Origin of the sequence: Amycolatopsis jiangsuensis (genome assembly GCF_014204865.1) — a bacterium.
GTDB lineage: Bacteria > Actinomycetota > Actinomycetes > Mycobacteriales > Pseudonocardiaceae > Amycolatopsis > Amycolatopsis jiangsuensis.
In genome coordinates, this window is the sequence record NZ_JACHMG010000001.1 from 5,788,025 (window position 1) to 5,811,797 (window position 23,773).

The 23,773-nt window shown below is 69.2% G+C and carries 21 protein-coding genes and 1 pseudogene; 8 read left to right on the plus strand and 14 right to left on the minus strand.

The features are described from left to right. Positions 1-25 precede the first annotated feature (25 nt). From BJY18_RS26210 to BJY18_RS26220, 3 genes are read right to left on the minus strand one after another with little or no spacing between them, the layout of a single operon-like run. A complete protein-coding gene (locus BJY18_RS26210; RefSeq protein WP_184782603.1) occupies positions 26-829 on the minus strand; it encodes an SIR2 family NAD-dependent protein deacylase in 804 nt (267 codons plus the stop codon). Further along, complete coding sequence (locus BJY18_RS26215; protein ID WP_184782604.1) at positions 822-1,145, minus strand: antibiotic biosynthesis monooxygenase family protein; 324 nt, start codon at positions 1,143-1,145, stop codon at positions 822-824. The genes BJY18_RS26210 and BJY18_RS26215 overlap by 8 nt, the downstream gene beginning before the upstream one ends. A gap of 31 nt (positions 1,146-1,176) precedes the next feature. Then, the gene (locus BJY18_RS26220; RefSeq protein ID WP_184782605.1) at positions 1,177-2,589 is read right to left on the minus strand and encodes a M1 family metallopeptidase; all 1,413 of its coding nucleotides are present in this window, start codon (positions 2,587-2,589) and stop codon (positions 1,177-1,179) included. Positions 2,590-2,659: 70 nt separating this feature from the next. Between BJY18_RS26220 and BJY18_RS26225 the strand changes: the two genes are divergently transcribed. Then, positions 2,660-3,424 carry an alpha/beta fold hydrolase gene (locus BJY18_RS26225; protein ID WP_184784848.1) on the plus strand — a complete coding sequence of 255 codons (765 nt, stop codon included), beginning with the start codon at positions 2,660-2,662 and terminating at the stop codon, positions 3,422-3,424. A gap of 71 nt (positions 3,425-3,495) precedes the next feature. Here the strand turns inward: BJY18_RS26225 and BJY18_RS26230 are convergent, their stop codons facing one another. The 4 genes from BJY18_RS26230 to BJY18_RS26245 all read right to left on the minus strand — a co-directional run bounded on the left by BJY18_RS26230 (position 3,496) and on the right by BJY18_RS26245 (position 7,134). Further along, positions 3,496-4,452, minus strand: coding sequence for a peptidoglycan recognition protein family protein (locus BJY18_RS26230; protein WP_184782606.1), 957 nt, complete (start codon positions 4,450-4,452; stop codon positions 3,496-3,498). A gap of 88 nt (positions 4,453-4,540) precedes the next feature. Further along, positions 4,541-5,416 carry an HhH-GPD family protein gene (locus tag BJY18_RS26235; RefSeq protein ID WP_184782607.1) on the minus strand — a complete coding sequence of 292 codons (876 nt, stop codon included), beginning with the start codon at positions 5,414-5,416 and terminating at the stop codon, positions 4,541-4,543. A gap of 23 nt (positions 5,417-5,439) precedes the next feature. Beyond that, complete coding sequence (locus tag BJY18_RS26240; protein ID WP_184782608.1) at positions 5,440-5,931, minus strand: beta-class carbonic anhydrase; 492 nt, start codon at positions 5,929-5,931, stop codon at positions 5,440-5,442. Between the two features lie 102 nt (positions 5,932-6,033). After that, positions 6,034-7,134 carry a LacI family DNA-binding transcriptional regulator gene (locus BJY18_RS26245; RefSeq protein ID WP_184784849.1) on the minus strand — a complete coding sequence of 367 codons (1,101 nt, stop codon included), beginning with the start codon at positions 7,132-7,134 and terminating at the stop codon, positions 6,034-6,036. Between the two features lie 192 nt (positions 7,135-7,326). Between BJY18_RS26245 and BJY18_RS26250 the strand changes: the two genes are divergently transcribed. From BJY18_RS26250 to BJY18_RS26260, 3 genes are read left to right on the plus strand one after another with little or no spacing between them, the layout of a single operon-like run. Continuing rightward, positions 7,327-8,244 carry a metal ABC transporter solute-binding protein, Zn/Mn family gene (locus BJY18_RS26250; RefSeq protein WP_184782609.1) on the plus strand — a complete coding sequence of 306 codons (918 nt, stop codon included), beginning with the start codon at positions 7,327-7,329 and terminating at the stop codon, positions 8,242-8,244. Further along, positions 8,244-9,080, plus strand: a complete 837-nt coding sequence (locus BJY18_RS26255; RefSeq protein ID WP_184782610.1) for a metal ABC transporter ATP-binding protein — start codon at positions 8,244-8,246, stop codon at positions 9,078-9,080. The genes BJY18_RS26250 and BJY18_RS26255 overlap by 1 nt, the downstream gene beginning before the upstream one ends. Positions 9,081-9,083: 3 nt before the next feature. Next, entirely contained in the window at positions 9,084-9,974 is an 891-nt protein-coding gene (locus BJY18_RS26260) for a metal ABC transporter permease (RefSeq protein ID WP_184782611.1), read from the plus strand. 33 nt (positions 9,975-10,007) lie between these two features. Here BJY18_RS26260 and BJY18_RS26265 read toward each other — a convergent pair whose 3' ends face one another. The 3 genes and pseudogenes from BJY18_RS26265 to BJY18_RS26275 all read right to left on the minus strand — a co-directional run. Then, positions 10,008-11,315 carry an alginate O-acetyltransferase AlgX-related protein gene (locus BJY18_RS26265; protein WP_184782612.1) on the minus strand — a complete coding sequence of 436 codons (1,308 nt, stop codon included), beginning with the start codon at positions 11,313-11,315 and terminating at the stop codon, positions 10,008-10,010. 50 nt (positions 11,316-11,365) lie between these two features. Beyond that, entirely contained in the window at positions 11,366-12,589 is a 1,224-nt protein-coding gene (locus BJY18_RS26270) for a DUF445 domain-containing protein (protein WP_184782613.1), read from the minus strand. Between the two features lie 51 nt (positions 12,590-12,640). Continuing rightward, positions 12,641-13,183 (minus strand): annotated as a pseudogene (locus tag BJY18_RS26275) (DUF445 domain-containing protein); the annotation flags it as partial. Between the two features lie 1,030 nt (positions 13,184-14,213). Between BJY18_RS26275 and BJY18_RS26280 the strand changes: the two are divergent. Further along, complete coding sequence (locus BJY18_RS26280) at positions 14,214-15,800, plus strand: coiled-coil domain-containing protein (RefSeq protein ID WP_184782614.1); 1,587 nt, start codon at positions 14,214-14,216, stop codon at positions 15,798-15,800. A gap of 742 nt (positions 15,801-16,542) precedes the next feature. Here the strand turns inward: BJY18_RS26280 and BJY18_RS26285 are convergent. The 4 genes from BJY18_RS26285 to BJY18_RS26300 form a co-directional block, all read right to left on the minus strand. Next, positions 16,543-17,982, minus strand: a complete 1,440-nt coding sequence (locus BJY18_RS26285) for an FGGY-family carbohydrate kinase (protein WP_184782615.1) — start codon at positions 17,980-17,982, stop codon at positions 16,543-16,545. Further along, the gene (locus tag BJY18_RS26290; protein ID WP_184782616.1) at positions 17,979-19,316 is read right to left on the minus strand and encodes an MFS transporter; all 1,338 of its coding nucleotides are present in this window, start codon (positions 19,314-19,316) and stop codon (positions 17,979-17,981) included. Before BJY18_RS26290 ends, BJY18_RS26285 begins: the two co-directional genes overlap by 4 nt. Before the next feature lie 78 nt (positions 19,317-19,394). Then, complete coding sequence (locus tag BJY18_RS26295) at positions 19,395-20,186, minus strand: DeoR/GlpR family DNA-binding transcription regulator (protein ID WP_184782617.1); 792 nt, start codon at positions 20,184-20,186, stop codon at positions 19,395-19,397. Positions 20,187-20,193: 7 nt separating this feature from the next. Beyond that, positions 20,194-20,805 carry a histidine phosphatase family protein gene (locus BJY18_RS26300; protein WP_184782618.1) on the minus strand — a complete coding sequence of 204 codons (612 nt, stop codon included), beginning with the start codon at positions 20,803-20,805 and terminating at the stop codon, positions 20,194-20,196. Between the two features lie 106 nt (positions 20,806-20,911). Between BJY18_RS26300 and BJY18_RS26305 the strand changes: the two genes are divergently transcribed. The 3 genes from BJY18_RS26305 to BJY18_RS26315 are packed head-to-tail and all read left to right on the plus strand — an operon-like array spanning position 20,912 to position 23,742. Continuing rightward, positions 20,912-21,595 carry an HAD family hydrolase gene (locus BJY18_RS26305; RefSeq protein WP_184782619.1) on the plus strand — a complete coding sequence of 228 codons (684 nt, stop codon included), beginning with the start codon at positions 20,912-20,914 and terminating at the stop codon, positions 21,593-21,595. 3 nt (positions 21,596-21,598) lie between these two features. Beyond that, on the plus strand, positions 21,599-23,287 hold the full coding sequence (locus tag BJY18_RS26310; protein ID WP_184782620.1) for a dihydroxyacetone kinase family protein: 1,689 nt from the start codon (positions 21,599-21,601) through the stop codon (positions 23,285-23,287). After that, positions 23,287-23,742, plus strand: a complete 456-nt coding sequence (locus BJY18_RS26315) for a ribose-5-phosphate isomerase (protein ID WP_184782621.1) — start codon at positions 23,287-23,289, stop codon at positions 23,740-23,742. The genes BJY18_RS26310 and BJY18_RS26315 overlap by 1 nt, the downstream gene beginning before the upstream one ends. Positions 23,743-23,773 lie beyond the last annotated feature (31 nt).

Genomic DNA, 23,773 nt, shown 5'->3' on the forward strand with positions numbered 1-23,773 from the left:
TCCTGAGACAGCCCGGCCGGACGGCTCAGGCCAGCTTCGTCAACGTCTCCAGCGCGCCGGCCGGGATCGAGATGCCGCGGCCGTGGCGGACGTGGGGTTCGCGGGGGTTGATCCGGATCAGCGCGCCGTTCGCGGCGCTGGCCAGCTCGGCGTAGCGGCGCACGGTCGGCACCGCCTGTCCGGCACCCAGCTCGACCACCACCAGGTCACGGTGCGCGCGGCGCCACGCGGTCAGCTCGTCCAGCTGTGCCTGGCTCCGGTCCGGGACCCAATCGCCGTCGCCGAACATCAGGATGTTCGGCCGGGCAAGGCCACCGCAGCGTGGACACGCAGGAAGCGGCGGGCGTGCCCGCATCGTCGTCTCGTCCAGGTCCACCACGACGTCGTCGGCGGGCCAGATCTCGCGGGTGCAGCCTGCGAGACACTGCAGGTGGTGGATCGATCCGTGTGCTTCGGCCACCTCGCCGAATCCGGCCACCTGGAACTGGCCGTCCACATTGGACGTGAAAACCCGTACGCCGCCCGGCTTCGCGCGGCCCCATTCGAGCAGCAGGCCGAACCCGCGGTGCGGCACGGTGGCGCGGTACAGGGCGAGCCGGTGCCCGTAGAAGCCCCAGGCCAGCTCCGGATCCTCGGCGAAGTGCCGGGGATCGGCCACCTCCTCGAACCGCAGCCCGAGCCCGGCGTAGGGCGGGTAGGCCCGCCAGAATCCTTCGCTGCCACGGAAATCGGGCAGCCCCGAGTCCACGCCCATCCCGGCGCCGGCGCACACCAGCAGCGCGCCGGCCCCGTGGATCAGCTCGGCGGCACCGGCGAGCTCGTCACTCACCCGGCTTGGACGCCTGCACGACCTCGAACTCCAGCAGGCTCGCGCCCTTGGCGACCGGGGCCTTCTGCTCCCCGCCGTGGTTGCCGGACGCGTGCGCCTCGCGGGCCGGGCCCTTGGCCCACGCCTGGTAGTGCTCCTCGGTTTCCCACTTCGTGTAGACGAAGTAGCGCTCGTCGCCGGACACCGGGCGGAGCAGCTCGAAGCCGAGGAAACCGGGCTGCGCGTCCACCGAGTGCAGCCGGGCGGCGAACCGCTTCTCCAGCTCCGGGCCCGCGCCCTCGGGAACCTCGATTGCGTTGATCTTCACCACTGCCATGGCCCCAGTCTACCGACGAAGGACCATGCGGTCAGGGGCGCAGTGAGCCCGGGTAGAGGTCGGCGTCCGTGGGCAGTTTCGTGCCGTGGAACCAGTCGGTGAGGAACGCGTGCAGATCGCGCCCGGCCAGCCGGGACACGAGCTTTTCGAAATCCGCCCAGGTCGCGTTGCCGTGCCGGTGCTCGGCCGGCCAGGTGTGCAGCAGTTTCGAGAACGTCGCCTCGCCCAGCGTCCGGCGCAGCGCGTGCATCGCGAGGATGCCCTTGTCGTACACGCCCTCGAACTCGTGCCCGGCGCCCATCCCGACCAGCGTACGGCCCCAGAAGCCCGTGCTGGCCTCGGTGATCTCCACGGCCGTGCGGTACTGCTGGTCCAGGTCGATGCCCTCACGCTCTCGCCACAGCCACAGCGCGTACGAGGCGAAGCACTCGTTCAGGCAGATGTCGGACCACGAATCGAGGGACACCGAGTCGCCGAACCACTGGTGTGCGCTCTCGTGCACCACAGTGGCCAGGTCCGCCCACTTCGCGTAGGTCGGGCGGGTCTGTGTCTCCAGCGAGAAGTGCATGTCCTCATCGAGGAAGACCCCACCCGCGGCGCTCTGCGGATAGGGCCCGAATTTGCTCTCCAGGAAGGAAAGGATCTCGGGCAGCCGGCCGCCGGTGGCTTCGTGGACCTCGGCGCCCGGGGCGTAGGCGGACACCACCGGCGTGCCGCCCGGAAGCGTGGCGCGCCGCACGGTGAATCTGCCGATCGCGATCGTCGTCAGGTAGCTCGCCACCGGATTCGGCTCGCTCCAGGTGGTGGTGCTCTGACCGTCCTTCGTCGTGCTGCCCTGTTCGCGGCCGTTCGACACCACCGTCCAGCCCGCGGGTACGTGCGCGGTCACGGTGAAAGCGGCTTTGTCGCGTGGTGTTTCGTCGACCGGGTACCAGAACGACGCCGAATGCGGCTCACCCACCTGGTACGCGCCGCCGTCCCCGGAACGGCCCCACCCGTGCTCGCTGCCACCCGAATGCGCGGTTTCGCCGGGATGGCCCGCGTACCGCACCCGGGTGCGGAAGGCCGAGCCGGACCGCACGGGTGCGGCCGGGGTGATCACCAGTTCGTGCTCCTTCTCCCGGCTGAACTTCGCCGGTTTCCCGTCGACCTCGACCGAGGCGACGTCGAGACCACGCAGGTCGAGGTCGAACCTGCTGAGGTCCTGGGTGGCTTTCGCGGTGACGGTGGTGTCTCCTTCGAGACGTCCGCTCGGCGGGTCGTAGCCGACGTCCACGTGGTAGTCGAGGGCGTCGTAGCCACCGTTCCCGTCGTCCGGATAGTAGGAATCGCCCGCGCCGCTCGCGCCCGGCGACGGGTGCATCGGCGGCGGTTCGTCCGTAGTGCAGGAGGACAGCGCGAGCACGCCGGCGAGGACGAGGACGACGGGGCGGCGGCTGCGCATGGCATTCACCCTAGGGTCTCGGGAAGGGAACCGAGCCTGATCGAACCCGGGAGGACCAGTGCGACCAGGGCTGATCGATTTCGGCGGCGACCGGGACACGGGCGTGTCGATTCTGTTGCTGCACGGGCTGATGGGCCGGGCCCGCACGTGGTGGCCGGTCGCGCAGTGGCTCAAGCGCTACGGCACCGTGCACGGCCTCGACGCACGCGGGCATGGCAGGGCCCCGCGCACCGGGCCCTGGACCACCGGGCAGTTCACCGAGGACGTCGCCGAGGTGCTGGCCGAGCTGGGGCCGTCGGTGCTGATCGGGCATTCGATGGGCGGGCTGCACGCGTGGTGCACCGCGGCGGAGTACCCGGACCTGGTGCGTGCGGTGGTGAGCGAGGATTTCGCACCGGATCAGCGTGGCCGCACCGTGGAGACCTGGCGTGGGTACTTCGAGAGCTGGCCGGTGCCCTTCGAATCGCTCGCCCACGTGCGGCAGTTCTTCGGTACGGCGGGCGAGTACTTCACCGAATGCGTCGAGGAACGCGAGGACGGCTACCACCTGATCGCCGAGCTGGCCGACCTCTACGAGATCGCCGCGGAATGGGGCCGGACCGACTACTGGTCCATTGTGGAGCGAATCCGCTGCCCGTTGCTGCTGATCGAGGGCGAGCACACCGCCATGCCGCACGGTCAGCAGGCCGAGATGGCGGCGCGGGTGCCCGGCGCGCGGCATCTCGTCGTGCCCGGCTCGGCACACCTGCCGCACGGCGAGGCACCGGAAACCTACCGGGGCGCGGTCGAGGCCTTCCTGTCCTCCCCGCCCCTCGTGAGTGGACCGGCCGGTTAGCACCGGCCTCGCCACTCACGAGGGTGCCAGGTGTGCTGCCCTCGCTGGCACGCCTGGCGGCTGTGCGGGTCTCAGCGGGCCAGTTCGCTGCGCCACGCCGCCGTCGAGCGGCCCGCGGGCACGATCAGCGGCCAGACATCCGAACCGAGGAAACCGGATTCGTCGACGGCCCGCGCCGCCGTGCAGCTGTCGCGGGACAGGCCGTGCTCGGCAGCCAGCTTGGTGACCGCCCGCGTGGTGGCCGCGGCGAACACCCCGTCCGTCGGCACCCCGAAACCGGCCGCGCGCAGGAAGCGCTGCGCCGTCGCCACCCGCGGCCCGGTGTCGCCTGGCTTGAGCAGCGGCCACTCGGGCACGTCGGCCCTCGCCGTGGACACCCCGAGCAGCCGGCCGACCTCCGTGCGCAGTTCCGGCAACCGGTCGTAGAGGACCTGCCCGCAGCATTCGGTGGAGTTGAAATCGCGGTGGCCCTTGATGAACTCGGGCGTGATGCCGTACTGGTCGGCGATGTGGGCGATCAGCTGGACCAGGGAGTTCCACAGCGCCACCGGCACGTCCACGGTGCTGTAGAGACCCTCGTTCTCGATGCCGAGGCATTCGCTGTTGTGGTCGGCCACGTTCGCGCCCTGCACGTGCTGGGTGCCGCCACGCAGAACTTCGAGGCTGCGGTGGCGGCCCTCGGTGACGTGGCCGCCGCGGCTGTTCGTGAACTGCTGGCCGGTGTCGATCCAGCCACGGGTGTCCATGTGGAAGTTCTGGATGTCCCGGGAGATCTGCAGCGCGTGCGCGAGCGAGTAGTCGGTGTTGTTGCCGGGATCCACGGTGTGGTGCACGACGATGTACGTGGGTTTGTGGTTCTCCACCACGATCGCGCCACCTGCGGGCCGCGCGTCCCATTCGCTCGTCGGGTGGATGTCCGGGACCTCGACGGCCGCACCCGCGCGGCCGGCCGTGGCGAAGGCCAGCGCTCCGGCGGCGGTGACGGTGAGCCCGCCGAACAGGGCGGTACGACGCGTTGTTTCCCCCATGCGAACTCCTTCGCCGGAACTGCGACGGGGGAAAGCTAACCCGGCGGCAAGATCATGACAACTTCTTACCGACTTTCGTTGTAGCGCGTCAGTGTTCACCGGGCAGCGCGAACAGGCCGTCCTTGGTCTGCTCCAGCAGCCCATCGACCAGCAGCGAGTCGAGACAGCGGTCACGCTGGCCCGGTTCGTGCCACACCAGGTCCAGCCGGTCCTTCCCGACCGGTCCTTCGCTGCCGCGCAGCACATCGAGCAGCCGTCCGCGTACCTGGCGGTCCGTCCCGGCGAACTTCTGCACCGGTTTCGCCGGGCCGCTGTACTCGGGCCGGCCATTGTGCTGCCACGCGCATTCGGTGTGGATCGGGCAGTCCGCGCACCGCGGTGAACGTGCGGTGCAGACCAGCGCGCCCAGCTCCATCAACGCCGCGGACAGCTTCGCCGCGGGTGCGTCGTCCGCGGGCAGCAGCGCCTCGACGTCGGCCATGTCCCGGGTGTTCGACGCCGGGCCCGCGTCACCCGCGCCGTGTACGGCCCGCGCGACGACTCGCCGGACGTTCGTGTCCACCACCGGTGCCCGCTGCCCGTAGGCGAACGCGGCGACCGCCCGCGCGGTGTAGGCGCCGATGCCCGGCAAGGCGAGCAAGGTGTCCACATCGGACGGTACGACGTCACCGTGCTCGGCCGCGATCACCGTGGCCGCCGCGTGCAGCCGAAGCGCGCGCCGCGGGTAGCCGAGCTTGCCCCAGGCCCGCACCACTTCTCCGGTGGTCTCCGCGGCGAGCGCCGAGGGCACCGGCCAGCGGGCCAGCCACTCCAGCCAGATCGGCTGCACCCGCGAAACCGGGGTCTGCTGCAGCATGATCTCGCTGACCAGCACGCCCCACGCCGAGCAGCCCGGCTCCCGCCACGGCAGGTCCCGGCCGGCCTCGGAAAACCAGTCGATCAGTACGTCGGTGTCCACAGCCACCAGGACATTGAAACCGATGCGCGTCAGGCGACCTCGGTCAGGCTCCCTGCCTTCACGTCGTAGACGAATCCCCGGACGTTCTCGGTGTGCGGGAGGAACGCGCTGCGCCGAACCCGTTCGACCGAGGTGCGTACGCTGTCCTCGACCTTCCGGAACGCCTCGACCGCCCAGGTCGGACGCAGTCCGGTGGCGGTCTCCAGCTCGTCCTTGAAGTCATCGTCGGTCACCATGGACAGGCCGCACTCGGTGTGCTGCACGATCAGCACCTCGCGAGTGCCGAGTTTGCGCTGACTCAGCGCGAGCGAACGGATCATGTCGTCGGTCACCACGCCGCCGCCATTGCGCAGCACGTGTGCCTCGCCTTGCAGCAGGCCGAAGATCTCGAACACGCGGATCCGCGCGTCCATGCAGGTGAGAATCGCGATCTGCATGGACGGCTTGGGCGAGGACCGGTCACCGGGAACGATGTTGCCGATTTCCTGGTTGCGCTTGAGCAACACGTCAATGGAGGTCATGGTCACCTTTCGGCCACGCTTCCCCGGCTACGCGGGCGGTTCGTTCCATGGAACCCGGCTCGGCCCGCTCGCACAATGCGGTGGGCGCGAAATCACCGGCGGTCAGCCGCCGAACCAGGGTTCCTCGACCGTGCGCGGCGGTGCCGAGGTGCGGCCCACCCGCAGGTCGGTGGGCAGCGTGATGATCTTCGGCCCGATCCGCTCGGCGGAGCCGAGCAGCAGCCGTCCGGCCACCTTGCCCTTCTCCAGTACCGGCTGGTGCACGGTGGTCAGGCCGGACCGCTCCGCCTCGGAAATCCCGTCGAAGCCGGTCACGGTCAGGTCGAGCGGGACCCGCAGGCCACGGCGTTCGGCCTCGGCCAGCGCGCCCAGCGCGAGGATGTCCGAGGTGCAGACGAGGGCGGTGACCTGCGGATAGGCGTCGAGCAGCTGCCGGGCCGCGGAGGCGCCGTCGTCCACCGTGTGGTCGAACCGCTCGACCACCGGCACGTTGGCCCAGTCGACGCCGGCGGTGGAGAACGCGGTGGCCAGCGACTCCAGCCGGGTGCGCTGGACGTGGAAGTGTGCGCTGCTCTGGCGTTCCGCGGTGACGAAGTCGTCGTTGCGCTCCCGCGCCAGGCGCATGCAGAGCACGCCGATCTGCCGGTGCCCGAGCGCCACCAGGTGGTCGGCGAGCTGGGTGACCGCGGCGGCGTCGTCCGGGCCGACCCGGTCGATGCCCTCGATGCGTGGCTGGTCGATGATCACCGTGGGCACGGGCCGCTCGAGCACGGCCGCGAGATGCGGGTCGTCGTCCGGCACGGAGTACACGACGAAACCGTCCACGCCGGCGCGGTGCACCGCGGCGAGGTCCTCACGGCCCGGGCTCGCCGGGACGAGGTGCAGTCCGACCCCGGCGTCCTCGCAGGCCAGCGCGAGTCCTTCGAGCACGCCGACGGCGGCCGGATCGCGGAAGGCGTAGGACAGGTTCTCGGTCAGCAGCAGACCGACCGCGCCGGCCTTGCGCGTGCGCAGCGAGCGGGCGACCGGGTCGGGGCCGGGATAACCGAGCCGCCGTGCGGTCTCGAGCACCCGGCGGCGCAGCTCCGGGGACAGCTGATCCGGACGGTTGTAAGCATTGGAAACCGTGGTCCTGGACACCCCGAGCTCCGCCGCGAGCGACGCCAGTGTCGCCTGCCTCCGGGTGCGAATAGGACGGCTCATCCGCAAACCGTAACGGTTCAGATCGTTTTCCAGAAGCGACACCCCTGTGGTGAGCGTCTCGATCCGCTGGGTGATCAGCAGGGGCTCAGCCACCCGGTCGAGCAGCTGCGGTCATACGGATGGGGTAAGGTGAATCTGACAACGGTTTCCATTAACAGTTCCAGTGCTCACCACAGTGATCAGGAGTGCCCGATGACTTCCCGTCGCACGAGAGCCGTGCTCGCCGCCGCCTCGGCTCTGTCCGTCCTCGCGCTCGGAGCCTGCTCCGGAACTTCCTCGGACGACTCCGGGTCGTCTCCCGCGGCCGGCGCGGGAGACCGGGTGAAGGTCGTCGCCGCCACCGATGTGTGGGGCAGCGTCGTTTCCGCGGTCGGCGGCGACCAGGTACAGGTCACTTCGATCATCGACGATCCGTCCGCGGATCCGCATTCGTACGAGACCACCGCGGACGACGCCCTCGCCGCGAAGGACGCGAAGCTCACGCTGGCCAACGGCGGCGGCTACGACGACTTCTTCACCAAGCTCACCGAGCAGTCCACGGACGCGAAGAAGCTCGTGGCCTACGACATCGCCGCGACCGGCGACGAGAACGAGCACGTCTGGTACGACCTGCCCGGCGTGGAGAAGGTCGCCGACCAGGTCGCCGCGGCGCTCGGCGAGATCCAGCCCGCAGGCAAGCAGACCTTCGACGACAACGCCAAGGCGTTCAAGGGTCAGCTGGACGGCCTGATCGCGAAGGCGGGCGAGGTGGGCACCGCGCATCCCGGCAGCAAGGTCGTGGTCACCGAACCGGTCGCGCACTACCTGCTGCAGAGCGCGAAGCTCGGCGACGCCACACCCAAGGCGTTCTCGGACGCGGTGGAGAACGAGACCGACGTGCCCGCCGACGCGGTCGCCCAGTTCACCCAGCTGATCAAGGGCAAGCAGGTACAGGCGCTGGTGAACAACGTGCAGACGACCACCCCGCTGACCGAGCAGGCGGTCGGTGACGCGAAGGCGGCGGGGGTGCCGGTGGTGGACGTGGCCGAGACGCTGCCCGCCGGTGTCAAGGGTTACATTGACTGGATGACCAAGGAAGTGGACTCGCTGTCCGGAGCGCTGAACAGCTGATGTCCGTGTCGCTTCCCGAGGCCCGTCCCGCGGTGCGCATCCGCGGGGCGGGGCTCGCGTTCGGCACCCGCACGCTGTGGTCCGGCCTGGATCTCGACGTGGAGCACGGGGAGTTCCTCGCCGTGCTCGGCCCCAACGGTTCCGGCAAGAGCAGCCTGCTGAAGGCGTTGCTCGGCACGCAGCGGCTGTCCGGGGGAGCGGTGCAGATCGCGGGCGGGCGTCCCGGCGGGGCCAACCGCGAGGTCGGCTACATCCCGCAGCAGCGCGCGATCGATGATTCCCTGACGATGCGCGGTGTGGACCTGGTCGGCCTCGGGCTCGACGGGCATCGGTGGGGCACCGGCGTGACCGGGATCCGCGCCCGCCGCCGCCGGGTCGCCGAGGCGATCGAAGCCGTCGGCGGAACCCGGTACGCGAAGCAGCCGGTCGGGCGCCTGTCCGGTGGTGAGCAGCAGCGGCTGCGGGTCGCGCAGGCGCTGGTGGGTGACCCGTCGGTGTTGCTGTGCGACGAGCCGTTGCTGTCGCTGGACCTCGCGCACCAGCGCGCGGTGAGCGAGCTGATCGACGCGCGGCGCCGCGAAGCGGGCACAGCGGTGCTTTTCGTGACCCACGAGATCAACCCGGTGCTGCAGTTCGTCGACCGGGTGCTGTACCTGGTCAACGGTCAGTTCCGGATCGGCAAGCCGGACGAGGTGATGACCTCCGAAACGCTGTCGCAGCTGTACGGCACGCGAGTCGAGGTCCTGCGCGTCGGCGGCCAGATCCACATCGCCGGTGCGCAGAGCGCGCTGTGCGAGGACGAACCGCACCACCACGAGCAGGAAGCAGTGAGCTGAGCCTTGGACGGCATGTTCGACTTCGCCAAGACCTGGGATCTGATCACCGCCCTTCCCGGCGTGCAGACCGCGCTGGTCGCCGCCGCGGTACTCGGCCTCGTCGCCGGGATCCTCGGGCCGCTGATCGTGATGCGGCACATGTCGTTCGCCGTGCACGGCACGTCGGAGCTGGCGTTCACCGGTGCGGCCGGCGCCCTGCTGCTCGGCGTCGGCGTGGAGTACGGCGCGCTGGCCGGCGCGGTGGCCGCGGCGCTGCTGCTCGGTATCCTCGGCACCCGCGACGCCGACCGCGATTCGGTGATCGGCGTGATCCTGTCCTTCGGGCTGGGCATGGGCGTGCTGCTGCTGTCGTTCTACAAAGGACGCTCGGGCAACAAGTTCGGCATTCTCACCGGTCAGATCATCACGGTGGACAGCACGAACCTGACCGCACTGGTGGTTTCCGCGGTCGCGGTGCTGGCCGTGCTGGCGGCGGTGTACCGGCCGCTGCTGTTCGCGAGCGTGGACCGTGCGGTGGCCGAAGCGCGCGGCGTACCGGTGAAGACCCTGACCGTGGTCTTCGCGCTGCTGGTGGGAGTCTCGACCGCGTTGAGCGTGCAGATCGTCGGCTCGCTGCTGGTGGTCGCGCTGATGGTCACGCCGGCCGCGGCCGCCGCCCGCGTCACTGCGAGCCCCTTGCGCACGACGGTGCTCTCGGTGGTTTTCGCCGAGGTCGCCGCACTGGGCGGCATCGTGCTTTCGCTCGCACCGGGCCTGCCGGTGAGCGCGTTCGTCACGGCGATCTCGTTCCTGATCTACCTCGTCTGCCGGGTGATCGCCTGGGCGCGCGACCGCAGCCGCGGTGTGCGCAGCCCGCGCGACACCGTCGAGACCGCGCCGGTCCCGGTCGGCTGACCCCTGGTCCGGGCGGACAGGAACCGAAGAGACTCAGCGAATCGGGTGCTGAGCCAGCTTCGCCTTCACGTTCTTGATGAAGCCCTCGTCGGTGAACGGCACCAGGCCGCCGCTGACGTTGCGCTCCACCGCCTGGAGCACGACCACCTGCGAGTTCACGAACTGGTCGACCGCCTGTGCCTGCGTTGTCTTGTCGGTCGAATAGGCAAGGTAGGTCAGATTCGTGAACGCCGCGTCGAGGTAACGCGACGAGGCGAGGCTGAACGAGTCGCCGTAGACGAGCGTGCGCCGGCCGATCGTGCCGGGCAGCGGTGCGGCGGTGCGGTGCACCGGCTGGTCGATGTTGCCGATGAACTCCGTCGCCCGGTCGGTGAAGCCGTCCGGGCGCAGGGTGTACATCGTGTTGGTCTTCTTGACGCCCGATTTGCCCAGCAGCAGCGGCAGATCGGCGATCGCGTCGTACTGGCTCGACGGTGCGGACCGCCAGGTGTCGGTGGTGCCCGGCTGCAGCTTGTCGACCAGTGCGCGGGCCAGCACCAGGCCGCCCTCGTCGCGCCAGTGGGTGTCGTTCGGCGCGTAGATCGGCTTGCCGACCCGTGCGGCCGCCGCGGCGAGCGCCGGGCGCAGGTCGAGCGAATGCCCCTCCGTGGTGATCTTGTACCAGTCGTTCGGCGCCGCGGCCTGTGAGCATTCCTTGCCCGGGTAGCTGGCGGGCAGGAACTGCGGCACCATCGTCGACTTGTCCGGCGTCACCACGAACACGAACTTCCGGCCGGAGGCCTCCACCGCCGCGCGCAGCTCCTCGACCTTCTTCATCGTGGTGTCGACGTCCTGGGCCGGCGAGCACTTCGCCTCGGCGTCGTAGCCGTAGTAGAGCCAACCGTCGGCGCCCTGCACCACGTTGCGGTACCCGGCCTGGCTGGTGCCCGGCAGGGTCGGCCCGGACTTCGGTGCGCTGGGTGACTGCGGCGGCGCCGGGATCGGCCCGGCGTTCGCCGCCGATCCCTGGTCCAGCGGCGGCTCCTCGCCGAAGACGCCCCGGCTCACCGCGCCGGCGGCGTCGATCGCGCCGGCCCGGAAGGACAGCTGGTCGGTGGCCCAGTCCGGCAGTCCGGTGAAGAACCCGAAGCCGTCGCCCAGGCTGGGGAAACCGGCCAGCTTGTGGTTCTCGATCTCGCCGGGGCGCACGCCGAACACCCACAGCAGTGCCGGGGTCATGAAGAACAGCAACGCGGCGACCAGTGCGGTCAGCTGCCGTTTACCGTGCCGGGGGCGGTGCAGCGCGTGCTCGCGAGGCAGGTAGGCCTCGTGCACGGCGGGCAGCTGGGGCGGTTCGGACACGCCCTCACGTTAGTCACTTCGGGTGAGACCGGTGCGAGGAACACCCGAACTCAGCCGAGCATCAGGAGAACCTGCAGTTCACCCACGACGAAGCCGATCACCCCGCCGACCGCGATCAGCTTCCACTCGTCCTGGCGGAACGCCGGACGCAGCAGCCCCTCGAACTCCAGCGGCGTGAGTTCGAGCATCCGCTGCTCCACCATTTTCGCCACGTCCATCGCCTGGGTGAGGTAGCCCTCGGCGTGCCGGACGGTCAGCGGCAGCTCGGCCAGCGCCCGCTGCGCCGCGGCGTGTTTCATCTCCGTCAGCCGGTGCGTGCCGACCGCGAGCGCGACCATCGGACGGGCGGCGCTCACCTGCGCGTCCACGGCGTGCCCCACCGCGCGTTCGACCATGCCCACGAGCCGGTCGGACTTCGGCCCGCGCAGCAGCGCGTCGAGCAGGTTCGGCACGGTCAGCACCTCGTTGGCGACCAGCTCGCCGTACTGGCGGGCGACCTCCGCGCGGCGCCGCTGGAACTTGCCCTGCACGATCACCCGGCCCACCCGCACCGGCTCCCGCGGCAGGAAGATCATCTTGATCGCCAGCCAGTCGGTGAACAGCCCGATCGCGCCGCCGAACAGCGGCAGCACGAGGGGTTCGCGGGTGAACGCCCACACCACGGCCTGCACCAGCCCCAGCCCGAAGCCGAAGAAGATCCCGGCCCTGGCGATGAACGTCATCTCCGGCCGGGACGTTTCCCGGATCAGCCGCACCAGCAGCGCCCGGTCGCGGGTGAGCCGTTCGACGGTCATGTGCCGGACGTCGAGTACCTCCTCGAGGTTCTCGCGGACCTCGTCGAGGAACTCCCGCACCAGCTGCGGGGTGCTGGACTGGACTTGCTTGATCAACATTTCCTGGGCCAGCGTGGGCAGCATTTCCCACAGCCGTGGGTGGTGCTGTTCGAGGACCTCGCGGGCGATGCCGTCGACCGCGCGCAGCAGCGGCTGTTCCAGCTCGCGGGTGACGAGGACCGGATCGACCCGGGCGAAGACCTCTTTGATGTCCAGCAGGTTCGCGGTGAGCAGGTCGGTCGCGATCGCGGCCATCCGGCCACCGTGTTGGGGGACCACGCCCTGCCAGCCGAGGAACGGGCGGATCCCGGTGAACTCCAGCGGCCGGAACATCATCTCGATCGCGACGCGCTTGGTGACGTAGCCGATCAGGGCGGCGATGAACGGCATCGAGGCGTACACCGGCCAGTGCCGCGCGAGATCGTCCAGTACCGCGTCCACCGGGCCTCCCTCCGGCTCCGGCGAAACCGTATCGCACCTGGCCGGAGGTGGTCAGTGGAGCAGCAGCAGCGCCTGCAGCTCGCCGACCAGCCCGCCGATCACCGCGCCGACCGTGATCAGTTTCCATTCGTCCTGGCGGAACGCCGGGCGCAGCAGTTCTTCGAATTCGAGCGGGGTGAGCCCGCGCATCCGCCCCACGATCGTGTTACGCACGTCCAGTGCGTTGACCGCGTACTCCTCGGCGTGCCGGATGGTCTCCGGTACCCGCTCCGCGGCTTTCGCGGCGGCGGCCTGCTTCATTTCCTGGAACCGTTTCGTGCCCACGGCGATCGCCACGAACGGCTTCACCACGCTCGCCTGTGCGTCGATCGTCTTCTGGACCTCCCGGCTGATCATGGTGAACAGCCGGTCCGCTTTCGGTCCGCGCAGCACGGCTTCCAGCAGGTTCGGCACGGTGATGATTTCCCGGGCGATCATGTCGCCGTAGTCGGCGGCCACCTCGTCGCGCCGCTTCTGGAAAACGCCCTGCCAGGTGTAAAGGCCGAAAAATCGCCTCGGCTCCCGCGGCAGGAAGATCATCTTGAGGGCCAGCCAGTGCCCCTGCACCCGCGCTCCCCTCCCTGTGCCACTCTCCGGCACGGTAGCTGGTACGCCCCCGCTGACCAGGAGCGGACCTCGCCGTCCTGCCTCACGTCGACCGGCTTTGGTGCTTCGCTGGCGTGGCGTGGCGTGTGGGTGGGCGTGGTGTGTCGGTGGCTCCGGTGCGCGACGGGACTTGGTGCGCGGGGCTTGGTGTGCGACGGGGCTCGGTGTGTGGCTGGGTTCGGCGCCGGATCGGTTTCGTGCGGGGTTGGTTCCGACGGCGCTGGTTCTGACGAGCGCTGTTTCGGTACGTGAGTCGGTCCGGTGCGCGGTTGGTTCGGTCGACCAGCTCTGCGCGAGTGAACAGATCGGGCTACCCCGGGCCTGCCGGAGCATTTCCGGCGTGGTCGAAATATGTGGCGAACGGTTTGTATCGACCACCCGTATGCGCAGGAGCAGTCCGGTCCTGTGGCTTGAGGTGAGCGACCTGGCCTCGCCGCCCGGGTTCGCAGAAGTTGTGCGGTTTCGCGGCTCCGGTGAGTGATCTTTCCTGGCTGCCCAGATGTGCAGGGCTCCCGGCCTCGCGGCTCCGGTAAGTGGCCTGGCCCGGCCACCGGGACGTGCAGGAGCTGTTCGGCCTCGGGGTTCGGGTGAGCGATCCGGCCCGTCCACCCAGATCCACACGAGCGGTTCGGGCCGCGGCTCTGTTCGAGCAACCTGGCCCGGCGACTTGGCCTGGCAACCTGGCCCGGCGACTTGGCCTGGCAACCTGGCCCGGCAACCTGGCCTGGCAACCGGGTTCTGCAGCAGCAGTCCGGTTCTGCAGCTTCGCGCAAGCGACCTCGCCGCCCACCCTGCTCCCAGCGATCGGGCCCACCCGCCAGAGTGCCGGTTTTCGCCGAGTTGTCCGGACCGTCTGGGCGGCCGTCCGAGCGGAAACCCGGCCTGCCGGGAATGCCGGCTGTGACGGTGGGTCTCGCGCTTGGTAATGCAGCCGTTTGGCGGTACGTGCGGGAGGTCCTTCGCTCACTAAGGTGGCCCGATGGTTGCGCCCGAGAAGTCCGAGCCCACCGCGAAGAGCGCCGCGTTCGCCGTCACGATGCGGGGGTACAACCAGCGTCAGGTCGATGAGCGCATTGCCGAGCTGACCCGTGAGCAGCAGGAGACGGCCCGCAGCCGCGACGACGCCATGGCCAGCGTCGGTGAGCTGACGAAGGCGTTGACGACCGCGCAGAACGAACTCACCGAGGCGAAGGCGGCGCTGGTCCGCGTCAGTTCGAGCCCTGCGGGCGCGGGCGCGATGGCCGAACGCGTCCGCCTGATGATGCAACTCGCCGAGGAGGAGATCGCCGACCTCCGAGCCGCCGCCGAAGCGGACGCGACTTCCGCCCGGACCGAGGCGGACCGCTACGCCCACGAGACGCAGCGCGCCGCGGACAAAGCAGCCAAGGACTCGGAAGCCGAACGCCAGCGTCTCCTGACCGAGACGAAAGCCGACCTGTCCACCCGCGAAGCCGAACTGAAAGCACGCATCACCGCCGCGGACGAGGACATCGCAGCCCGGCAGTCGGACTTGGAAACCCGCATCGCCGCGTCGAACGAGGACATCGCGACTCGCACCGCTGCCGCGGACGAGGACATCGCGACCCGTACCGCTGCGGCCAATCAAGACATCGCGACCCGTACCCAGGCTGCGGACGAGGACATCGCGACTCGTACCGAGGAGGCGGACCGCGCCCGAGCCGCTGCGGACGAGGCGGCAACCCTCGCCCGCATGGAGGCGGACGAAGCTGCAGCTGCTTCCCGCAGTCAGGCAGACGAAGCATCCGCCGAAGCTCGTGCGGCCGCCGACCAGTCCGCCGCCCAGACCCGAGCCGAAGCAGACAGCGCAGCGACCCGGGCCCGCGCCGAAGCGGATGCCGCCGCCGACGAAGCCCGCACCGAAGCAGACGCCAAGGCGGAACGCGCCCGTACCGAAGCAGACGAGGCTTCAGCACGCGCCCGCGCCAAAGCGGACGAAGAGGCGGCCCGTGCCCGAGCGGAGACAGACGCGGCCGCTGAAGCCAAAGCCGCAGCAGCCCGGGAGGAAGCCGACCTGCGTGCGTCGGAAGAGATCGCCATCAAGAAGTCCCAAGCGGAAACCGCACTCGCCGACGCACTTCAGAAGCAGTCCGAAGCCACCGAGAACCACGCCCTGGTGCTCTCCATGCGCACCAAGGTCGCAGACCGGATGGCCGCGACCAATGAGGCAGTCCAGGAAGCTCTCCGCCTGCTCACCCCGCCAGAAGACGAGGCCGCACAACCCACCTCGAACGACGCCCGACTCTCCGCCCCAGACGCAGCGTCTCGTCCCTCAGCAGGCGGGGACCCGCAGTCCAAGGCAGACGCAACGTCTCACCTCTCGACAGGCGAGGATTCGCAGTCCAAGGCAGACGCAACGTCTCACCTCTCGACAGGCGAGGATTCGCAGTCCAAGGCAGACGCAACGTCTCACCTCTCAGCAGGCGAGGACTCGCAGCACAAGGCAGACGCAGCCCCTCACCGCTCGGCAGACGCAGCCCCTCACCGCTCGGCAGGCAAGCCCCCCTCGACCAACCGACGACGAGACCCTTCGACCAACCGACGGTGAGACCCCTCGACCAACCGACGCTGCCGCAACCCCACCACGACTGCGTGACTCAACCGGGCCGACTGCGTGACTTAATTGCCCGCGCTAAATGATTCCACCGCGCGCACTACATGACTCCACCACGCCGATTGCGTGGCTCCACCGCGCATTGCGTGACTCCACCGAGAATCAACCACATGGGCACCATGGGCCCGTCGGTGGCGCCGAGCCACCGATTGAAGCTGACCAACCGCCCAGGCCTACCCGACTCATCTGGCACCTCTCTCGCCGGGCGCATCCCTTACCGGGCAGGCACACCCCACGACGGGCGCATCCCTTACCTCTTACACGCGGAGCGTGCGGGCGCGTCCTGCACTTGGCGCACCCCTACATCGGCGCGCCCGGCAGCACCGAACTGGCCGCACGCAGTTCGGTGACCAGCAGCCGGGTCAGGTGGCGCACCCCTCGTCGGACGCAGCCATCGCCGGACGCACCCCTTACCGGGCACACTCTTCGCGAGGCGGACTCCCGCTTTCGATCGCGCCACCCGCGCGCCGCACCCCCGTCGCGCTACCCGCGCCGCACTCGCGTCGCGCTACCCGCGCCGCACTCGCGTCGCGCTACCCGCGCCGCACTCGCGTCGCGCCATCCGCGTCGCGTTCGCTTCGCGCGACGTGGGTGGTCACTTCGTGTTGTCGTCGTGCGGCATCAGGCAATTCGATCGGTGATGTCTGCTGGTGCGATAGATGTGGCCTGTTCCGCCTCACGCCACAGCTGTCGAAAACAAGTCGTCGTCGATCCACCCCCGTTCGTGCAGGGCGTGGCAGAACCTGCGGTACGAAGACGTCATCGCCGCCTGTTCGTCCGGCCTCGGTTCGATCAGTGATCCCTCCGGCATGCCTGCGCAGACTTCCCGCAGCCCGCCCGGTGTGATCGCCGCCGCGGCCAGCAGGGCCGCTCCGTACCCGGTTTCCGCGTGCGGTGCGACCCGCAGCCCACGACCGGTCGTGGTCGCCCGGATACTCGTCCACAAAGGACTCTGGCTTCCCCCGCCTGCGGCAAGGAGCGGGTCCCGCACAGTGATCCCCAGACGCCGCAAGTGGTCCAGCGCCAGTCGCTCGACGAACGCGACCCCCTCCAGCCGGGCACGGTGCAGTTCGACCTCGTCCGCCGGCGTGCCGAGTACGAAGCCTTCCGCTGCCCCATCGGCGAACGGGAATCGTTCGCCCCTGCGTCGCAAGGGAAACGTCACCACACTCGCCGGGCCGCGGAACTCCGCGGCGTCATCGAGTGACGCAAGCTCACGAGTGCCGGCAACAGACTCGCCTCCGGTGTTCGACGCGCCGCCGGGAAGCCACCAGCCGTCCGGATGCCGATGGCTGTACATCACCCCGGTCGGATCCGGCACAAGCGATTCGGTGACGCCTTTCAGCACGTACGTGGTGCCGAGGATGCCGACGAAGCGCCCCGGCTCCACCGCGCCGGCAGCGAGTTGACCAGCACAGCCATCCGTCATGCCGGCGATCACGAGGCAGCCCGCGGGCAGACCGGCCACCGGTACGGTCACCTCGCCGAGCACGTTCGTCGGCGCCACCACTGGCGGCAGCATCGTCTCCGGAACACCCAATCCGTCGAACACCTCGTGCGGCCATTCGCCCGCCAGCGGGTCGTAGCCACTTTTCAGTGCATGGGACCAATCCGTCGCGACCGCGTGTCCGGTCAAGTGCGCGGCGATCACGTCCGCGGTGTGCCGGACGGCGAGTGCGTCTGTGTGTTCCGCCAGCCAGGCGATCCGACCCAGTGCAGCGGTCGGCGAAACACCCGAGCCGAGCGGCTGCCACCGCTGCGCACCCAGCTCCGCCGCTTTCCGGTTGTGGTCCGCACCGCGTCGGTCGTCATACATCAGAGCCGGCGTGATCGGTTCTCCGGCGGCGTCGACTCCCACAATGGTGCCCGAGGTCGCTGCGATCGACACTGCCGCGACCTCCGCACCGCGTGCCGGTAACGCAGCCGTGACCGCATTCAGCGCGGAAGCCGCGGCGGGCCACCACGCCGACGCGTCCTGTTCGCTGCGGCCGGCATCCGAACGCGCCGGCGGTGGCAAGGGCGCCGCCGCGGTGGTGAGCACGGCACCGCCGCACACCGCGAAGGCTCGAACCCCCGCGGTGGCAACGTCGATGCCGACGGTGACCTGCTCGTTCACGCTGTACTGACCTTCTCGCTGGCCTGTTGCAGGCCGCCGTCCGCGGCGAGCGCTTGCTCGGCTGCCTCCGGCAGCTTCAGGAATCGCACCAGCACTGCCGCCACCAGGTACAGCGCCGCGAAGATGATGACCACGCCGGCCGCGCCGGCCGGCCCCAGGAACAGCGACACGATCGCCGGCCCCACGAATGCCGCCGCGCCGGCACCGAGGTTCAGCAACGCCATCGCGCCGCCCTTGTGCTCCGGAGCCAGCGACGGGAGTAGCGCGGAGATCGGCACGAACCCGGCGAGCGTCGCGCCGTAGAGAGCGCCGACGATCAACGCGACCCAGTAGTACTGCGCACCCATCGCGATCGGCACGAAGTACAGCAACAGAATGGAAATCGCGCAGCCGATCGCGCCGAACCAGAAGATCGTCGTACGCCAGCCGATCCGGTCGCTCAGCACGCCGAAGATGAGGTTGAAGAAGATGTTCGTCCCGTAGATCACCGACACCAGCAGCAACCAGCGGCTCTCGCCGAAGCCGATCTGTGAGATGAAGATCGTCGGAAAGAACACCAGCATCCCGAACTCGGGAGCGGTGTTGATGACGCGCACGACCATCCCGATGCCCACACGGGGTTTCCGCCAGGCGATGGACACGCTGGACATCAGGCTCTGCACCGGTTTCACGTCGGGTGGCGCGAGCCGCCGGTAGCCGGTTCGCTGCCGTACGCCCAGTATCGCGACGAGTCCGCCGACGGCCAGCAGCGCGACCGAGACCCACAACGTGCCGTAGTGCCCGACCAGTGGATTGGTGAAGCTCGCGACCAGCGCGCCCAAGGTCGGCAGCCCGCCGGTGAAGGCGAAGTAGAACCAGCCGACTGCCGCACCGAGCCGGGCGACCGGAGCCACCGCGGTGATCCACACGAGGAAGCCGAACGCGAACATGGGATATCCGAAACCGCGGAGGCCGTAGGAGATCAGCATCGCCGGATAGTTCCCGCCGGCCAGACCGAGCGTCAGGAACAGCACGTCGAACACCAGCCAGATGGCCAGCCCGATCAGCATCACCCGACGTGGTCCCCACAGCTCGGACAGCGCACCCGAGAGCCACGACGCCAGCATCACCGCGACGCCGTACACGGTGATCACGTACGACGCCTTGATTTCCGTGCCCGCGCCGTTGTCCGCCATGTACGGCGCGATGAAGCCGGATTCCACTCCGTCGCCGATCATGAACAGGAGCAGGCCGACATAGCCGAGGAACAGGGGCGCGGGCAGCCCCCATCGCGTGAGCAGGCGGCCGAAGCCGCTCGCCGGTGGGGACAACTCCGCTGTTGCCGACTCGTTCATACACGCCTCCATGACGTCGAGATCGAACGTATCATGGACCGTGTGAACTTCCCAGGCAATAGTGTTAGATAAACCCGTTCAGTCGATGTCCTCCGCGATCTCGACCGTGACGTGGCTGCGCAGCTCGTCCGCGTAGTGCGGATCGATGTCCTGGTCCACGATCAGCAGGTCGTACCCGTCGAGGGGAGCGAGCCGGTGCAGCGCGGTGCGCGGCATCTTGCTGGAGTCCATCAGCAGCACTTTCTGCCGCGCGCTGGCGAGCATCGTCCGCTTGATCATCACGATCTCGGGCTCCTGGTGAAACGTCATCTGGGTGGTCATCGCCGAGGTCGAGACGAACGCGATGTCCACCGAGAGCCGTTCGATAGCCTCGATGCTCTGCATGCCGAGGAACGAGTCGTGGGTGTGCGAGTAGTCGCCGCCGATGCAGATCAGCCGCAGCTCGTCCACGCCCTTGAGCACGTCGAGCGCGGCCAGGTAATTGGTGGCCACGGTCAGCGGGGTCACGTCCACCAGCAGCCGGGCGAGGGCGAGTGCGCTGGTGGAGTCGTCGAGCAGGACGGACATGCCGGGTTCGACATGCTCCACCGCGTTCATCGCGATCAGCCGCTTGGCGTCCGCGTTGCTGTTCAGCCGGTACTCGGCGTTGCTCTCGAACACGGTGGACGGCATGGCGGAGACTCCGCCGCGGTACTTGCGGAGCAGGCCTCGCCGCGCCAGTTCGTCGATGTCCCGGTGCACCGTCATCATGCTGACGTTCAGCAGGTCCACCAGCTCGCCGATGGTCGCCGAGCCCTGGTGGAACACGTGGTCGGTCAGCTTCTGCTGGCGGCTCTCCCGGGAGTGCGTAACGGTCTTCTCACTCGGCATGCGGTGATTATCTCTGCTCCACCGGAAGGTTGAAGCGCACCAGGGCAGTTCGGTCACCGGTCACCTCCACTTCGGTGACGGCGGCGTTGTCCAGCCGGGGAAACACGGTGCGGTAGCTCGACAACGGGATCCCGAACAGCCGGCACAGGGTGAGCCGCAGCAGCGTGTTGTGGGCGACGACCAGGGCTGTTCCGGTGGTGCGGTCCGCGATCTCGCGGATCGCCCGTGCGCCGCGGGCGGCCGCCTCCACCGGGTCGTCGGACCCCGGGAACGCGCCGGCGACCGGGTCCGCGAGGAAGTGCTCGACCACTCCGGGGTCGGTCCGTCGGACCTCGTCACGGGTTCGGCCCTCGGCGATCCCGAAATGGGTTTCCCGCAGGTCGCCGACGATTTCCGGACTTAGATCCAGAGCTCGCGCGGCCGGTTCGGCGGTGTGCCGGGCGCGCAGTTGCGGTGAGCAGAACAACGCGTCGGGTTTCACCCGACGGGCGTACGCGGCCAATGCGTCCGCCTGCCGCCGCCCCTCCGCTGTCAGCGCCACCTCGCTGCTTCCGGCGTAACGGTTTTCCGCGTGCCATTCGGTCTGCCCGTGCCTGGTCAGCAGGAGCCGTGTTCCCACTTTTACCCTCCCTTGTCGTGTGAACACCCTTGCGAAGATCTCAGAATGCTTGTTAACTTAACATCGCTCGTGTGAAACGGGCTCGCTCTCTGAAGGGATCTGGTGCATGACACTCAGCGCGGTGGTGTTCGACCTCGACGGTGTCCTGGTCGAAAGTGAACACCTCTGGGAAGAGAATTGGGCCGCGTTCGCCGCTCGTCACCAGGTCGTGTGGACCGCGGAGGACACCGCCTCGGTGCAAGGAATGAGCGCGCCCGAGTGGGCCGGCTACCTCGCTCGCCGGTGCGGAGTGCCGGAACTCGCTGGTCAGGTGGAGCGTGCCGTCGTCGACGGCATGATCGACTCGATCGACGACGGGCAGGCGCCGCTGCTTCCGGGCGCCGGAAGAATGGTCCGCGAAGCCGGTGCGAAAGTCCCCATCGCACTGGCCTCCTCGGCAGCTCGCCGGGTCATCGACGCCGTGCTGGAGAAACACGAACTCACCCATGAGTTCGCCGCCACCGTGTCCAGCGCGGAAGTCGCACGGGGTAAACCGAGTCCGGATGTCTACCTCGAGGCGGCGACGCGGCTGGGCAAATCCGGTGGTGAGTGTCTCGCCGTCGAAGACTCCAGCAACGGGATTCGTGCCGCGGCGGCCGCCGGGCTCACCGTCATCGCACTACCGAACCCCGCTTATCCGCCGAAGCCGGATGCGCTGGAGCTGGCCCGCGCTGTGGCGGAGGACAACGACGATGTTCGCCGGAAGCTGCTGGCCTACCTGGCCGGCGAGCCCGTGGCCGCGAAGGACTGACTCATGACCACCCTCGGTTCCCCGGAAACCTTCAAGCAGCAGTGGCTGGACGGGTTCGTCACCGCATACGGCCGCACGGTCCGCAAAGTGCCGGACGCGTACGGCGTCGTGCGCCGTGCGGAGCCGGAGAACCCGGGCAAGGTCGCCGTCGTGATCGGCGGTGGCTGCGGGCACTACCCGGCGTTCGCCGGACTCGTCGGGCCCGGGCTCGCCGACGGGGCCGTGGTCGGTGATGTGTTCACCAGCCCGAGCGCCGAACAGGTCTACCGCACCGCGCGGGCCGCGGACCGCGGCGCCGGAGTCCTGTTCGGCTTCGGCAACTACCAGGGCGATGTACTGCACTTCGGGCTCGCGGCGCGTCGGCTGGCCGCGGAAGGTGTTGCCAGCCGGACGATTCTGGTCACTGACGACGTCGCGAGTGGTCCGCCGAGCGCACCTGAGCGTCGTCGGGGGGTGGCGGGCGACTTCCTGGTCTTCAAGATCGCCGGTGCCGCCGCGGAGCGTGGCTACGACCTCGACGCGGTCCACGCGGTCGCGGCGAAAGCGAACGCTCGCACGCGCACGTTCGGTGTCGCGTTCGGCGGATGTACGTTGCCGGGTGCCGGGCGGCCGCTGTTCACCGTGGCGGACGAGGAGATGGAGCTGGGCCTCGGTATCCACGGGGAGCCCGGGACCCGCACCGTGGGCCGGCTGTCCGCCGCGGAGCTGGCCGACGAACTCGTCGACGGCCTGCTGCCCGAGCTGCCGGAGGGAGACGGCCGGGTGGTCGCGCTGCTCAACGGGCTCGGCCGCACCAAGTACGAGGAAATGTTCGTCACCTACACCCGGGTGCACGAACGGCTGGCGCAGGCCGGCGTGAGTCCGGTGCACACCGAGGTCGGCGAGTTCGTCACCTCGCTCGACATGGCCGGGGTGTCCCTTTCGATCCTCGTGCTCGACGACGAACTGGCGGAGCTGTACGCCGATCCGTGCGATACACCTGGTTACCGCACGTCCGGGGTCACGCTGACCACGGTCGAACCGGAGTCCACAGTAGATGGTTGGTCGGTGGACGAGAGTCCGGGCACGAGTGTGGTGGACCGGGTGCTCACTGCCGGGCTGCGGAGCATCGAGGAACACGAGGAGGAGCTGGGCCGGCTCGATGCCGTCGCGGCGGACGGTGATCACGGGCTGGGCATGACACGCGGTATGCGGGCAGCGGTCGCGGCAGCGCGGCGCGCGCCGGACACAGTGTCGGGCGCGTTGCTCGCCGCGGGTACCGCGTTCGCGGACGCCGCGGGAGGTGCTTCCGGCGCCCTTTACGGAGTGCTGCTGGCGGAAACCGGTGCCGGTCTGAACGACCTGCCTGCCGGCGAAATCACCACGGAGGTACTTGCCGACGCGGTCGATGGTGCGGTTCGTGCGTTTACCGAGCTGGGCAAGGCGGAGCCTGGGGACAAGACGATGCTCGACGCGATCGAGCCGTTCCGGATCACCTTGCGGGAGCAGGTCGGCGGGGACGTCGTCCAGGCCTGGCGGAAAGCCTCGGCCGCGGCGGTGACCGCGGCGGACGAGACCGCGCACCTGCGTCCGGCGAAGGGGCGTGCGGCTCGGCTGGCGCAGCGGAGCGAAGGTCATCCGGATCCGGGTGCGGTGTCGTTCTCGTTGCTGGTCACGGCCGTCGGTGAGGAACTGGGAAAGGATGAGAACTGATGCGGATCGTGGTTGCGGCGGACAGTGCCGGCGTCGAGCTGAAGAACCAGCTGCGCGACCTGCTGCGGGACGACGAGCGGGTGGCCGAGGTCACCGACCTCGGTGTGCCCGATGCCGGGGACGACCGCGCGTATCCCTTGCTGGGGCTCGCCGCGGCGGAGGCGATCGCTCGTGGTGAGGCTGACCGCGGGGTGCTGGTGTGCGGTACCGGCATCGGCATGGCGATCTCGGCGAACAAGGTGCCGGGTGTACGTGCGACCGTCGCGCACGACTCCTACTCCGCCGAGCGGTCGATCACATCGAACGACTGCCAGGTGATCACCTTCGGCGCCCGTGCGGTCGGCCCGGAGGTGGCGAAGAAGATCGTCGCCGAATGGGTCGGCTACCGATTCGATCCCGAATCGGCCAGCGCGACCAAGGTCGCGCACATCACCGAGTACGAGAACGCCCACTGAGAGAGCCCGCGTGCCCATCCGGGCGCACAAT